At 59.7% G+C, this 14,798-nt stretch carries 12 protein-coding genes; 3 read left to right on the top strand and 9 right to left on the bottom strand.

All coding sequences use genetic code 11. The features are described from left to right. Positions 1-9: 9 nt before the first annotated feature. From ACXAIC_RS01355 to ACXAIC_RS01340, 4 genes are read right to left on the bottom strand one after another with little or no spacing between them, the layout of a single operon-like run. A complete protein-coding gene (locus tag ACXAIC_RS01355; RefSeq protein ID WP_475172778.1) occupies positions 10-612 on the bottom strand; it encodes an ABC-type transport auxiliary lipoprotein family protein in 603 nt (200 codons plus the stop codon). Positions 613-640: 28 nt separating this feature from the next. Further along, on the bottom strand, positions 641-2,635 hold the full coding sequence (locus ACXAIC_RS01350) for an MlaD family protein (RefSeq protein WP_475172775.1): 1,995 nt from the start codon (positions 2,633-2,635) through the stop codon (positions 641-643). A gap of 10 nt (positions 2,636-2,645) precedes the next feature. Continuing rightward, complete coding sequence (locus ACXAIC_RS01345) at positions 2,646-3,455, bottom strand: ABC transporter ATP-binding protein (RefSeq protein WP_475172774.1); 810 nt, start codon at positions 3,453-3,455, stop codon at positions 2,646-2,648. 8 nt (positions 3,456-3,463) lie between these two features. Beyond that, positions 3,464-4,612, bottom strand: coding sequence for an ABC transporter permease (locus ACXAIC_RS01340; protein ID WP_475172771.1), 1,149 nt, complete (start codon positions 4,610-4,612; stop codon positions 3,464-3,466). A gap of 92 nt (positions 4,613-4,704) precedes the next feature. On the opposite strand from ACXAIC_RS01340, the gene dgcN reads away from it, so the two are divergent. Together dgcN and dgcA are read left to right on the top strand one after the other, a co-directional pair. After that, on the top strand, positions 4,705-5,718 hold the full coding sequence (gene dgcN / locus ACXAIC_RS01335) for an N-acetyltransferase DgcN (protein WP_475172769.1): 1,014 nt from the start codon (positions 4,705-4,707) through the stop codon (positions 5,716-5,718). After that, positions 5,715-6,698, top strand: coding sequence for an N-acetyl-D-Glu racemase DgcA (gene dgcA / locus ACXAIC_RS01330; RefSeq protein ID WP_475172766.1), 984 nt, complete (start codon positions 5,715-5,717; stop codon positions 6,696-6,698). The genes dgcN and dgcA overlap by 4 nt, the downstream gene beginning before the upstream one ends. 67 nt (positions 6,699-6,765) lie before the next feature. Here dgcA and ACXAIC_RS01325 read toward each other — a convergent pair whose 3' ends face one another. Further along, positions 6,766-7,956: an MFS transporter gene (locus tag ACXAIC_RS01325; protein ID WP_475172764.1), complete on the bottom strand. Its 1,191-nt coding sequence runs from the start codon at positions 7,954-7,956 to the stop codon at positions 6,766-6,768. A gap of 130 nt (positions 7,957-8,086) precedes the next feature. Between ACXAIC_RS01325 and ACXAIC_RS01320 the strand changes: the two genes are divergently transcribed. Next, a complete protein-coding gene (locus tag ACXAIC_RS01320; protein WP_475172762.1) occupies positions 8,087-9,277 on the top strand; it encodes a protein phosphatase CheZ in 1,191 nt (396 codons plus the stop codon). Between the two features lie 325 nt (positions 9,278-9,602). Here ACXAIC_RS01320 and ACXAIC_RS01315 read toward each other — a convergent pair whose 3' ends face one another. From ACXAIC_RS01315 to ACXAIC_RS01300, 4 genes are all read right to left on the bottom strand, one after another. Next, positions 9,603-10,943, bottom strand: coding sequence for a protoglobin domain-containing protein (locus ACXAIC_RS01315; RefSeq protein WP_475172760.1), 1,341 nt, complete (start codon positions 10,941-10,943; stop codon positions 9,603-9,605). 372 nt (positions 10,944-11,315) lie between these two features. Then, positions 11,316-12,338 (bottom strand): threonine ammonia-lyase, encoded by a 1,023-nt coding sequence (locus ACXAIC_RS01310; RefSeq protein ID WP_475172759.1) that lies wholly within the window; start codon positions 12,336-12,338, stop codon positions 11,316-11,318. A 387-nt stretch (positions 12,339-12,725) separates the two neighbouring features. Continuing rightward, the gene (locus tag ACXAIC_RS01305; protein ID WP_475172757.1) at positions 12,726-13,775 is read right to left on the bottom strand and encodes a glycosyltransferase family 4 protein; all 1,050 of its coding nucleotides are present in this window, start codon (positions 13,773-13,775) and stop codon (positions 12,726-12,728) included. After that, positions 13,772-14,575, bottom strand: coding sequence for a UDP-2,3-diacylglucosamine diphosphatase (locus tag ACXAIC_RS01300; RefSeq protein ID WP_475172755.1), 804 nt, complete (start codon positions 14,573-14,575; stop codon positions 13,772-13,774). Before ACXAIC_RS01300 ends, ACXAIC_RS01305 begins: the two co-directional genes overlap by 4 nt. Positions 14,576-14,798: the final 223 nt, after the last annotated feature.

Genomic DNA, 14,798 nt, shown 5'->3' with positions numbered 1-14,798 from the left:
CGGCGAGGGTCAGACGCTCTTCAGCGTCCAGGCGGCGATCTCCGCAAAGACCCGGTCGGCGGAGGCGTTCATCGCTTCCACGGCCTTGTCGACAGAGGTGCTGCCTGCCCGGGTGTCGGACCGGAACACTTTTGAAGCGACAGTCCGTCCGTTGCGGTCATTGACCAGACGGGCGGAAATTTCCACCACGCCCCGTGTGCCGCTCACCTGCAGCTCGAACGCGCGGATCACCGTCTGCAATTGATAGTCGATCAAAAGCCCGTCGCCGGGAAGTCCAACACCGCGCAGGCGTCCGGTGTTGCGCAAGGTTTCCATCAGCTTGAGCTGGACGACATTGGGAAGCGTGTCCGCCCAGGCCGATTTCGGAAAATAGGTATAGACCGGGCCCTTGTCGACCACGGCAATATAGCTTGTGTCGAGCGCCTTCAAGGCCCGTGGCGCGGCCACCAGCACCTGGGCCCGCCGCGAGCGGCCCGGCACCGCGCCCACATCGCTCGACGTGATGCTGTAATAGGCGGACGGCGCGGTGCTGGCACAGCCGGTTGTGACAAGGCCGAGGCCAAGCGCCCCCAGGACACCCCTGCGGGTCATGTTGGTCTTTGCCTGTGTCATGAGCCGTTGCCCTTGTTGCCTGTCATTCTCATCGCCGGCGCCCGCCATTATACGTCGGCACGTCTTCTCCACCGAAAATCACCCGGTTGGGGCTGCGCTCGAAGCTTTCCGCCGCCCGCTGGATCGCCACCAGTGTGCGGTTCACCTGGGCAAGCGCCGCTGTGAAGTCCGCCGAGCCCTGGGTTGCGAATTTCGACAGACCGCCTGCAATCGAGTCAGCCCGGCTTTCAAAGGCAACCGCCACCTTGCGGATCGCTTCGGCCGCGAGAGTGGCTTCCTTGATCAGACCTTCGCCATCCCCATCGACCATGGTCGAAACCTTCTCCACAAGGCCTTCGACCCGGACTGACGTGGCATTCAGCGTGGAGGCCATCTGCTTGGCATCGGTGATGATCTGGTCCACATCCGGCGTGCGCTTCGAAAGATCTTCCGTCAACTGCCGGACATTGTCGGCCGCATCCCTTGCACTGCTCAAGATGGCAGGTATGCCGTTATCGTCACTGGCAAGGTCCGCAGCGGCGGTCTCGACCGAACCAACAATATTGGCAACTTTGTCTGGATCCACCGCCTTCATGAGCCGGTCGGCGGTCTGGAGCGTCTCGGCAAAGCGTTCAGCGGCCGCCTGCACATCCGTGATCAGGGCGGCTATGCGGTCATCCTGGCCGCGCACGGTGGCTGACACAGCTTCGAAGTTCTGAACCGTCGACTTGGTGGAGGCGATGATTTCGTTGATCTGGCTCTGCTGATTGTTGAAGTTGTCAATGACGCTGGCAACCCCGTCGACCGCGCTCTCCACCTTCTGTGGATCAACGCTGGCCAGAAGCGCATCAACGCTGCCGAGCGACGTGTTCAGTCCGGCCGTGAACGTGCTTACGGACTGGACCACCTCCTCAACCTTGAGCGGATCGATTGCGGCGGCGATTTCCACGCCGCGCGACACGATCCCGTCGACCTTCAACACCACATCCCTGCTGCCGTCCAGAATGTCACCTATAGCCCCTTCGCGCTCCTGGACCGCAGAAACGATCTCATTGACATTGCCCATGGTCTGACTGGTGGAGACGATCAGCGTATCAATCTCGCCGGAGCGCTGTTCCAGAACCCCGCCCAGCGCCGCCGCGCCTTGCATGACCTTCTCAACATCTTCCGGTTTGACCGCCTGAACGATGGTCTGCACCTGATCAAGCCCATCATTGAGCTTGCCGGTAAAGGTCTTCAGATCCTGGGCCGCGCCCTGGGCATCCGCCATCAGGCTGTCGATGTCCTGACTGGCCTCGCCCAGGCTGTTGGAAAAGGTGCTCAGGTCCTCCACAATCGCGGTGACCTTGTCGGACGGTACAGCCGCCAGAAGCCGTTCGCCCTGGTCTGCCAGCTTTTCCAGACGGCCGGACAAGCTGGCAAACGCCTTGGAGGCTTCGCCGAGATTGGCCATGAAATCCTTGACCCCATCCGAATTGGCCGCAAGAGCCGCAGAGAACGTGTCCACGTTCCTGATGGTGTCGTTGATATAGGGTTTGTTCTCAACCAGCACTTCTTCAATCGTCTGCATGGTCGTGTCGGCACGCTTCAACACATCCCGCGCGCCATCAACAATGTCATCAAAGAAGGACCGCTCCGCGTAAATGGTTGGCGTCTTGCCGTCTTCCGTCTCCAGCAGCAGCGGAGAAGAGGACGTCCCGCCCGACAGATCCACATAGGCAACGCCGGTCAGGCCGGTGAAATTCAATGTGGCCTTGGTGTCCTTGCGCAGCGGTGTGCTCGGCTTGATGCCAACCGTCGCCACCACCTTGGTCGGATCATTGGGCAGAAAATCCAGGGATTTCACGTCGCCCACCTTAATGCCGTTGAACAGAACCGACCCGCCCAGCGGCAAGCCTGTCACCGGTCCCGGATACACCACCTTCAGCGGCACATTTTGCCGGGACTCCGCAGTGGCCGCCAGCCAGAAAACGAACCCGAACGCCCCGAACAGGATGGCGACCATAAAGGCCCCAATCAGAATATAACTTGCCCGGGTTTCCATTCAGTCCAACCTATACTCGGCGCAACGCCCGTTCACCCCTGAAGTAATCTTTAATCCAGGGATCGTCATTTTTCATCATGTCGTCCAGCGTTCCAATGGCCAGAACGCGCTTTTTCCCAAGAACAGCAATGCGATCACAGATAGAATGCAGGCTATCGAGATCATGCGTGACCATATAAACGGTCAGCCCCAAGGTGGAGCTCAGGTTTTCGATCAGCGAATCGAAGGCGGCCGCCCCAATCGGGTCGAGCCCGGATGTCGGCTCATCCAGAAACACCAGATCCGGATCCAGCGCAAGCGCGCGCGCCAGACTGGCCCGTTTGATCATGCCGCCCGACAGCTCTGACGGCAGCTTGTCCGCCGCGTCCTGGGGCAGGCCCACAAGCTCGAGTTTCAGGGTTGCCAGTTCATCCATCAATTGCGGTGACAGGCTCAGATGCTCGCGCATCGGCACCTGGATGTTCTGCTTCACGGTGAGCGAGGAGAACAGCGCGCCCTGCTGAAACAGAACGCCCCAGCGGCGCTCAATGCTGGTGCGTTCCTTTTCCGTGGCCGTGGACAGGTCATACCCGAATACCGAAATCACACCAGCCCGCCGCCGTGTCAGACCGAGAATCGTGCGCATGAGCACGGATTTCCCGGTGCCCGAACCGCCGACAAATCCGAGCACTTCCCCGCGCCGGACATCCAGATCAAGATTTTGCAGGATGATCTTGTCGCCAAATCCGACAGTTACCCCGCGCACGGACAAAACATGATTGGACCCCTCATGGGTCGCGGCGCTCTGTCCGTCGGGAAATACAGGGGCGGTCTGCTGCATATAGGCGGTTAGACTCCGATGGCGGCAAAGAAAACGGCGAAGAAGCCGTCCACCACAATAACAAGGAAAATGGCCTTCACCACCGACATGGTGGTATGGCGGCCGAGCGATTCGGAGGAGCCTTCCACTTTCAGCCCTTCCACACAGGCAATCAGCCCGACAATCAGGGCCATGAAGGGCGCTTTCATGATCCCCACAGCCAGTGTGCTTGGGGTGATGGCCGCCTGAAGCTGGGCCAGAAAGGCCGCCGGAGGAATGTCCAGATAGATCCAGGTGATCAGCCCGGCGCCGAACAGCGCCGACATGTCGGAAATGAAGGTGAGCACGGGCAGCGCAATCATGAGCGCCAGGATACGGGGCAGAACCAGCACTTCGGTGACACTGAGGCCAATCACATTGAGGGCGTCCACTTCCTCCTGCATGCGCATGGAACCAAGTTCAGCCGTAAAGGCCGAACCGGACCGGCCCGCAACCATGATGGCTGTCAGAATGACGCCGATTTCCCGCAGAACCAGGATGCCCGCCAGATCGACCACGAAAATATCGGCGCCAAACTGTTTGAGGTAGAACCCACCCTGCTGGGAGATGATTGCGCCGATCAGGAAGCTCATCAGGGCAACAATCGGTACGGCGCCGATGCAGCTGCGGTCGAACTGGACGGCAATGGAGGCGCTTCGCAGACGGCGCGGCCGCAACAGAACCGTTGCCAGAACCAGGCCGAGCGAGCCCAGAATATGCAGCATCGCCTGAGCGTCTTTGTAGGCTTCGACCACCTGGCGGCCGGCAATTTCCAGGAAGGCAGCAATCGTGAACCCGCCCCGCTCCGGCCGGAAGTTGGGCGGATGGTGGTGCTCGATTTCGTCAAACAGCTTCTGCCGTACCGGTGTGACGCCGGTCAGCCCCACCTTACGGCCCTCGAATTCCAGGTGCCCGCGCGTGCGGTGGATCAACCAGGCCCCGCTTGTGTCGAGATGCTCGACTTCGGAAACGTCGATACAAGTCAGCCTGTCCCGTGCGACATCCAGCCGGTCGAGGCCGGTTTCCGCTTCGCCAACCGTGTTCACGGTCCAGTCGCCGGACAGGGCCAGAAACTGCCGGCCCGCGTCATCGGGCTGCAGTTTCATTTCAGGCGCAATGTTTTTTTCCAAGAATGCCATTCCGGCTGGCTGCCCTCTTGCCGCTGGTTCTATATCCCCCGTATACCTGATGGAGAAGTTTATCGTCCAGCAGCCACTTGAAAGCTCTCTCCATGGAAATTGCCCACCCTTACCTTCTGTTCCTCGGTGACGTTCCCGATGCCCTTGCGGCCAAGACCGCCACGGGTATCGTCGATTGGCGCAAGGACTGGTGTATTGGCCAGGTCCGTTTGCCCGGATGCGCCGCCGATACCGGCCTTGCCGACATGTCCATCGCGGAAGGGGTGGCTGCAGGCGCCAAGACCATGATCATCGGCGCCGTGAATGCGGGCGGGCGCCTGCCCGACCATTGGATTGCCTCCGTCGTGGACGCCCTTGATTCGGGTCTGGATGTGGCCTCGGGGCTGCATGTGCGCCTTGGTGATGTGCCGCAAATCCGCGAAGCGGCGGAGCGCAATAGCAGGCAACTCTTTGATGTGCGCCAGAACGACATGACCTTTGCCACCGGCAAGGGCACCAAACGTTCCGGCAAACGCATTCTGGCGGTCGGGACCGACTGTTCCGTCGGCAAGAAATACACCGCACTGGCCATGGATAAGGCCATGACCGAGCGGGGCTACAAAAGCTCCTTCTGTGCCACCGGCCAGACAGGTGTCTTCATTTCCGGGCGCGGGGTTGCCCTTGATGCCGTAATCGCAGATTTCATTTCCGGGGCGGCCGAGTGGATCTCCCCGGCCACTGATGACGACCATTGGCAGATCGTCGAAGGCCAGGGCTCCCTGTTCCACCCCTCCTTTGCCGGTGTGACGCTTGGCCTCTTGCACGGATCCCAGCCGGACGGCTTCATAGTGTGTCACGAGCCGACCCGCACCAAGATGCGCGGCGTTGACACCCCGCTGCCGAGCATTCAGCAGGTGATCGACCTGACCCTGCAATGCGGCCGCCTGACAAATCCGGATATCCGCTGCATCGGCATTGCCGTAAACACATCCTCCCTGGACGATGCCGAATCCCGGGCGTTTCTGGCCAAGGTGGGCGAGGAACATGGGCTTCCAGCCACCGATCCGGTCCGTTACGGCATGGAAGCGATTGTCGACAAGGTTGCCGCCGACTTCGGTGCGCCATGAACCGGACCGTCAGCATCGAGGCTCAGAGATTTGAAATCGCGGGCGGTTTCAGCATCTCCCGGGGAACCAGAACCCATGCGCAGGTCGTGATGGCCACCGTCTCGCAAGATGGTCTGAGCGGCCGCGGGGAATGTGTACCCTATCCGCGTTATGGCGAATCCCTTGAAAGCGTTCAGACCCAGATCGAGGAGATCGCACCGCTTTTGAAAGAGGGCCTGTCCCGCGCAGACCTGCAGGGCGCCATGCCTGCAGGGGCGGCCCGAAACGCGGTCGATTGTGCGCTCTGGGACCTGGAAGCCAAACGCGCCGGCACGTCCGCAGCCAGTCTTGCCGGACTGGCAGCGCTGCAGCCTGTGACCACCGCCTTCACCATCAGCGTCGGCACACCGGAGACGATGGCCGCCAAGGCGGCCGAAGCTGCTCACCGCCCCCTTTTGAAGGTCAAACTGGCCGGGGCCGGAGACGATGCCCGCATCCGGGCTGTACGCAAAGCCGCCCCGGACAGCACCCTGATCGTGGATGCCAACGAGGCATGGGATACCAGCTGTTTTGACATCAATATGACTGCCTGTCTGGAGACCGGTGTCCAGTTGGTCGAGCAGCCCCTGCCCGCCGGGCAAGATGGGTTGCTGGCCACAACGGCACGGCCGGTCACGGTCTGCGCCGATGAGAGCCTGTCCCCCGGCAAGGGGCTGGACGGGCTGAAGGACAAATATGACGCGGTCAATATCAAGCTCGACAAGGCAGGTGGGCTGACAGAAGCGCTTGCGCTCATGACCGCCGCCCAGGCTGCCGGTTTCAAGGTGATGACCGGCTGCATGCTCGGCACGTCTCTGGCCATGGCCCCGGCTGTACTGCTGGCGCAAAAGGCGGAGTTTGTCGATCTCGACGGCCCGTTGCTCCTGTCAGAAGACCGCTCGCCCGGCCTGACCTTTGAGGGAAGCACGCTTTATCCGCCTGAGGCGGCCCTGTGGGGCTGAAACTTGAGATTTCAGCGTCACATCCTTCGCCCCGCCTTCAAACGCCCGGTCCCGTACCGGGCGTTTTTCAGTGCGCCGCGGTGACTTCAGCCTCTCTGTGCCGCATTTCACGGCGAATCAGGGGCGTCAGAAAGAGCACGCCCGCCGTTCCAACGGCCGCCGCTGCGGCCATGACGTAAAAAGCCGACTGGGGATCCCGTTCGAACAGAACTCCGGACACAGCAAGACCGGCAGACATTTGAAGTCCGATGGAGGTAGAAAAAAGCCCCTGCCCTGTTCCGGCCCATCGGGCAGGGACAACCCGGGCCAGAATCGCAACAGCCCCCAGATGGGCCGCGCCAAAGGTAAAGCCGTGCAGAAGCTGCAAGGCACCGATGTAAACAAGATTATCCGCAAAGGGCATCAACCCCCAGCGCACTACAGACGCAAGACCGGCGGCCATCAGGAAAACCGGCGGGTCAAAACGTCTGGACAGGTATCCGGCGACCGCAAACAGGGCAATTTCGGCTCCAACCCCAACCGCCCACAACACGCCGACGGCCACATCGGGCACCCCGATTGACTGCCAATAGATGGTCCCGAACCCGTAGAGCGCGGCGTGGCTGGCCTGAAACAGACCCAGAACCGCCAGCACCGGCCAAAACCACAGACGCCTGAACGGCGCCTCCCCGCCAGGTCCTGATGGCGCCGTTTCCGCCTTGCCGCGCGGTTGCCGGGGCAGGCTCATGACCACACCTCCGGTTGCAAGGGAGGCCAGAACGGTTAATGCCAGCAGGAGCCAACTCGTGCTTTCCGTTGCGAGACTCCCCCCCGCAAAATTGGCCAGCACAAAGCCCACAGATCCCCAAAGCCGCATTCGCGCGTAGTCCGCGCCGGTGTTGCGGGCCGCGTCCAGCGCGTAGGCATCACTTAGCGGAAGAACGGGACCCTTAAGCACCATGTAGCCAATCACCGCCGTCCCGGCGAGCCAAATGCCTCCGGGCAAAAACAACAAGGCAACAAAGACGCCCCCAAAGACTGAATACACCAGGACGGACAGACGCCTTTGGCCCGTTCTATCTGAAATATTTGCGAAAACCGGACTGGCCGCCGTACGGAGCATTGTGCCCAGCCCAAGAATAAAACCAATTTCCGCTGCGCTCACTCCTCGAAATTCCAGAAGAAGAGGAAAGAACGGAAGAAACAGACCGAACCCGAAAAAGTGGCAGGCAAACAGCGCAGCCACTTTTGCGCTAAGACTGCTTGGCAGTTTTGTCATATGTGCATTGTCCGGGCCTCAGGCCTGGCCGCTATAAAGGGATGTTAACGTTTTTCATCCTAAGATAGAGGCGATGGTGGCCTTGTTACGGCACCACACGTCCCTTAGGCAAGTTGAGAAACGCGTCCATATGAAAGCGGAAGCACGACAGGCAGAACCGGAGGTGATCGGCGAGGCCGAATATCACACTCTAGAACAGACCCTGATGGAATCCGATCGCGGGCGGCGATTCCTGAAAGAGTTTCTGAATCGCAACAAGACTCCGGAAACGACCGAGATTCTGGGTGCGATTCACCGGCTTGAAAAGGTCGTCACCCGCCAGCGTGAGGTGCCAGATCTCGACAAGATCCGCCTCGACATTGCCGATATGCATGAAGCCATTGAGCGGACGAAGGCTGAAATCGCCAATATCAAGGCCGATGAAGGTGACGACAGCAACCGGTTCGTCGATGCCTCCCACGAGCTTGATGCCATTGTGACCCAGACCGAAGGCGCTACACAGTCCATTCTGGAAGCCGCTGAACAGATCCAGGAACAGGCCTGGATACTGCGCGAAAACGGCGCGGACGAAGGTGCCTGCGACAACATTGATGCCAAGGCCACAGAAATCTTCATGTCCTGCTCGTTCCAGGATCTCACCGGCCAGCGCACCAACAAGGTTGTGCAGGTGCTCCGCTATCTGGAAAGCCGGATCAACCTGATGATCGGCATCTGGGGCATTGACGGGTTGAAGGCCGAGGAGACCGCCGGTCCCGTCGACAGCCGCCCGGATGCTCATCTGCTCAACGGGCCCCAGAAGGATGGGCTTGCAGTCTCTCAGAACAGTGTCGATGAACTGATGTCCGTCAGTGACGACGTCTTCAACGCTGCTCTGGACGAGACCGGTGCAACCGACGGCACCGAAGCGTCTGCCAGCGAGGCCGATGTGGACGCCATTATGGCGGACGGCAACGAGCCGATGGATGCATCTGCCATTGACGACATGTTCGCCTCCACCCCGGAAGAAGCGATCGCTCCGCAGCCATCTGACGACAACACGGATGCGGACAGCGATGTCTTTGACAGCCCTGAGACCGACGAAACGCTGGACGAAGCCGCCATTGAAAAACTGTTCGACAGCGAAGTGGAAGCGGGCGCAGCAGAGGCCAGCAGTGACTCAGACGCAGAAATCGAGACTGCTGAAGCAGAGGATGCTGCAGACGCGGAAGCCGATGCGGATGCGGCCTGGGAAATGACCGAAGAGACCGCCACTGAAGACGCGTCGGAAACCGATCCGCTGGAGCAACTCTCCGAAGCCGAGCGTCAGGCCCTCTTCAACTGACGTTTCCAGATTGGTTCTTAAAATAAGGCGCAGCTGTCACCGGCTGCGCCTTTTTCGTATCCGGTATTCCCGCCCTCCGGCCTGTCCAGAGGGGCAGCGGGCTCGCCCTGCCACCCGTCCTGCAGCGGGAACTGAAAGCAATGTCCGCAGGCTGATCAGGCTCCCTTTTGCGGGATCGCCCTGGAGCACGTCGCACCCCAGAGCAAACCGTTTTTCACCGGCTGTGTCTTCCCCTGTCTGACATCAGAGATTTCACCGCCAAAGACAAAACGGTTTGGAACCATCTGAACGCGACACGCAAGAGTTTGGCACGACCGCAGCAGCTTCACCCAGCAGAGACCGTGTTGATTTTGCGGAAGAACTCTTCCGCCTGCTGGCCAAGCCCGTCGGCCTGGTTTTTCAAGGTTGCCGACATGGTTTCGATCGCTCCAGCGGTTCCCTCCACATTGCCCACAGACCCGCGCACGGCTGAAATCTCGTCCGTGAAAGCCTGTGTGCCTGTGGCGGCAAGCTGGACGTTGGCCGTGATTTCTTCGGTCGCAGCGCGCTGCTGCTCCACGGCCGAGGCAATGCCGGTAGCAATGTCGGACAGATCGGAGATCAGCGCAGTGATACCTTCAATATCGCTCACCGACTGCTGGGTTGCCTGCTGAATGCTGGCAACCTGTTCCGTGATATCTTCCGTGGCCCTTGTCGTCTGGCTGGCCAATTCCTTGACCTCCGCAGCCACAACGGCAAAGCCCTTGCCCATTTCCCCGGCACGAGCCGCCTCAATGGTGGCATTCAGCGCCAGCAGATTGGTCTGTCCCGCAATATCGGAAATCAGACCGATCACAGATCCGACCTGATCGGCAAAGCCTGCCAGTTTGGTCACTGACTGGTTGGTGCTGCGCGCGCCTTCCACGGCCTTCAGGGCCATTTCACGCGATTGACCGGCCTGACGGCCGATTTCGGCAATGGAGGCGGACATTTCTTCTGTGGCCGTTGCGCTGGACTGGACGCCGCTGGCCGTTTCCGCGGATGATGCATCCATGACGGACATGCGCTCGCCGATAGCCCCCGTCTCCTGGCTGAGCGCTCCGGAAGAGGCCTGCAGCTCCTGCGACGCCTCGCCCAGAGCCCCGACGGCCCCACCAAGCGCCTGCTCGAAGCTGGCAACCGCGCTTTTCATCTGTTCTTCACGCGCCACCGCCTCGGCCACCATCTGATTGTGATAGGTCGAGATCGCCATATCCATGTCCAGCATGATCAGCCTGTTGACCAGATTGACTACCCGCACCTTTTTGCCCGAGGACTGAAAGCGCTTGCCAATCAAGAGCGTGTTCAATTGTGTAAGTGCAAAGGAATAGCCGCCGATATACCAGGTCGGCTCCAGGCCGATCCGTACATGGGCCAGACCAATCCGCTCCGCCCGCTCCACGTAGATCTCCGTTGGCCCTTCGGTGAACAAGGCCTCCCAGTGGGCCACCTGCGCAGCAATCAACCGGTCCTGCTGGGTCCCGATCAGCTCCGCCAGATGCGGCTCCCTTTTCAGATGTTTGTAAAAGCTCTCCAAAATCTGCGGCAGCTCTGCCTTGAGCACCGGCCAAATTGATTTTGAAAGCGATCCGTCGTCTTCGGAAAAATTGAAAAACCGAAGGCGGTCCTTCAAACCGCTGCTTTGCATTTCAGCCCTCTCTTCAATGAAATGCCATCAGTCCGCACGCCCCGAATGCAGAAGATGCCGGGGAAAACAACCCATGACTAAAGGAGTACTTTGCGTCTCCGGCGTGTTCCGCCGAACCTGACTTTGAGCATCTGGCGCTCAACCGTCTCAAGAAAACAGAACCGGCTGGTCTCAAACCGGTCAGCTTCCGGATGCTTGCCCATTGATCTCATGCCCAAGGGAAATTTCTTGGCAAAAAAGAACTCAGGCCGCCTGCACACCTTTAACGCAAAAGCACTAAGACGTGCCGGACGCCGCTTACAATGACTTCCAAGCATTGCAACCAAGCACATCTTATGGTTTGTAATTACCCGGCAGAAGGCTAACGATAGGTTAACTTTGAAGAGCCTTGTTCAGCATATGCGGATCGATGTTCCCACCGGTCAGAACAAGAGCGATGGTTTTCCCTGCAACGGGCAGTTTTCCCGACAAAACCGCAGCAAGTGCAGCGGCCCCGCCAGGCTCCACCACCAATTTCAGCTCGGTAAAGGCAAAGGCCACGGCCTCCAGAACCTCCTGGTCCGTGACAACAAATCCCTCTGCTGCAAGTTTCCTAAGGATCGAAAAACCAACCTCTCCCGGCGCCAGAGAAAGCAGGGCATCACAGACAGATCCGGATTTCCTGGAATTGGACAGAAGGGTGCCCGCTTCCAGCGAGCGTTTGTAATCATCGAACCCGGCTGGCTCCACCGTATGAAACAAGGCCTTCGGAGTGCGGTGCGCGAGAGCCAGCGCAACACCACTGGACAGACCGCCCCCGCCGGTACAGGCCAGAACATCGTCCAGCCGGTGCCCTAGCTCCTCCGCCTGCCGGGCGATTTCCAGCCCAATAGTCCCCTGTCCGGCAATCACCGCCGGATCATTATAAGGATGAACGAAAGTCGCTCCGGTCTGAGCACAGATCTGAGCGGCAATCACATCCCGGTCTTCGCGCTCCCGGTCATAGGTCACGACGCTTGCCCCAAAGTCCCGTGTGCGGTCCAGCTTGATCTGCGGAGCGTCGGCCGGCATGACGATGGTCGCCGACAGACCAAGGATCCTGGCGCTTGCGGCGACGCCCTGGGCGTGGTTTCCGGACGAACAGGCAACCACCCCCTTGTTCCTGTCCTCTTCCGGGATCTGGCTCAGGCAATTGAAAGCCCCGCGGAATTTGAAGGACCCGCTGCGCTGCAGGTTTTCCGGCTTGATCAGGACTGTCGCCCCCGCCCGCTCATCCAGCGCGGGATGGTTCAGAAGCGGTGTGTACACGGCCTGGCCTTTAATCCGGCGGGCCGCCTGCTCCACATCTTCAATGGTCACAGCCTTACCTGAGGCAACAGCTCTGCTTTCGGGAGATGGAACGGACGCGTCGGTCATGGGAACACCTTCTGGGCTGGCAGGAACACCCGAAGGAGTAGTGGGCTTTCCACCCTACATCAATATGGAAATAGACCACCGGGACAGAGGCTGGAGCGTATCGTGTTCATCCGGATACAAACTGCAGTGTCTTGTGCGTTGAAATCTCTGATGTCAGGCAGTGACAGACAAAACCAATCAAACGCGATTTGCTCGAAAGGGTAGACTTATACATAGCGTAATTCCGGCGGCCACTCTCCTGAGCCTATGATGCGGGGTCGTAGCACACGCCCCAAGAGGCATAAAAGGAGAGTGGCCGCCGGAATGACGCTATGTATTACCCCGGTGCTGGCCCCGGCCTTTCACAACGGAACGGCCTCTTCGAGCGGACGGGGCTGCCTGATTGGCCTATTCCGCCGCCCGCGCATCCAGTTCCTGGCGGTTGTGAATATCCCGGGCTGCGATGCAATTGTCCAGAAACTGCTGGGCACTGGCCGCCCAGGTGTAATTCATAGCGATCTTGCGGCAATGCTCCCGCGGGATATCGAGAGCGGCCTCCGAGGCCACGCGCAGATCCTCCGACAAAATCCCCGCCCCCGTATCGCCAATCACATCCACCGGGCCCATGACCGGAAAAGCCGCCACCGGAACGCCGCAGGCGAGCGCCTCAAGCATGACATTGCCGAACGTATCTGTGAGCGAGGGGAAAACAAACACATCCGCGTCTGAATAGTGGCGCGCCAGATCTTCGCCGACCTTGGCGCCGGTGAAATAGGTGTCGGGATATTCCCGCCGCAGACTGTCCAGCTGCGGCCCATCGCCGACGACCACCTTGGAGCCGCTCAGTTTCAGATCCAAAAAAGCCCTGATGTTTTTCTCAATCGCGACCCGGCCCACATACATGAATACCGGACGCGGCAAATCCGCTGGCAGCACCGAGCCTTCATAAGGTTTGAACAGGTCCTCATCCACGCCACGGGACCAGCGCATCAGGTTGGTGAAGCCCCGGGCTCTCAGATCGTTTTCCAGCGATTTGGTCGCTACCATGCAGCCGCAGCCCCCATTGTGGAACCGGCGGAGCCAGGCATAGGACCAGGATTGCGGCACCGGCAGCCGCGCAGACACATATTCGGGAAAGCGGGTGTGATAACTGGTGGTGAAAGGCTCTCCGGCCTTTTTGGCCACACTGGCTGCCAGAATGCCAAGCGGGCCTTCCGTTGCGACATGCAGATGTTCGCAATCAAATTCAAGGATCTTCCTGCGCACGATCCCGCGATGGGTCAGCGACAGGCGGATTTCCGGATAGGTCGGGCATGGCAGGGTTTTGAACGCCTGGGGCGTCAGGAATTCTACGCGCACGCCAATGGCTTCCAGCGCTTCTGCCGTCCTCTCCAGGGACCTGACCACACCATTGATTTGGGGATGCCATGCATCCGTTACGATCAGGATGGAACTCATGCGGCGACCGGCGCTTCCTTGGACTTGGCCGGCACGGTTCCCACCTGGGTCTTGTCCACCCATCGGATCACCTCAAACGTCCCGTCATGGTGTTCGGCGACAGCCGTGCAGCTCTCCACCCAGTCACCGGTGTTGATATAGTGGATGCCGTTCATATCCTGATCAGCCGCATGGTGAATATGGCCGCAAATGACCCCATCCACCCCCTGGCGGCGCGCTTCATCCGACAGGGTTTCCTCAAACCTGCCGATGAAACTGACAGCATTCTTGACCTTCAGCTTCGCCCAGGCTGACAGGGACCAGTAGGTCAGGCCGAGACGGCGGCGCACAACATTGAGCCATGTGTTGACCCCGAGCGCGGTGACATAGGCCTTGTCCCCGAAAAAGGCCAGCCACTTGGCATGGCGGATGACCACATCGAACTGGTCCCCGTGAATGACAAGATAGCGTTTTCCGGAAGCGGATTCATGCACAATGCTGTCGGTCACTTCCACACCGCCGAAATGGGTGCCGAGGAAGTTACGCAGGAATTCGTCGTGATTTCCCGGGATATAGAAAATCCGGGCGCCCTTGCGGCCCTTGCGCAGGATCTTCTGAACCACGTCATTGTGCAATTGCGGCCAGTACCACGAGCGTTTCAGGCGCCAACCGTCCACAATGTCACCGACAAGATAGATGGTTTCAGCGTCATTTTCCTTCAGGAAGTCCAGAACCAGATCGGCCTGACATCCCCGCGTGCCCAGATGAATATCTGAGATGAACAAGGCTCGGTAGTGACGCGATGCCTCTGCACTAGACATGGCATTTCTCCATATTCCTATTAGGGGCGCTATAGACGCGATTCAAGTTGCATTATTATGACAAAGTGGAAAGCGTCCTGCTTGGTGCCCTGCCCCTGTGGCCAATTTGCGTCATCCGGACTAAGTCTAGAGTACCGGCCACGTTCCAGTTGAACAGGATCATAAGATGGACCGCGGAGCTGCTTGCGGCTTTGCACTTTTGACCGGAACGGGCCTGCCCATC

This window comes from Roseibium sp. AWQ4_254 (assembly GCF_056161025.1).
This window is presented reverse-complemented; position numbering and strand designations above follow the sequence as displayed.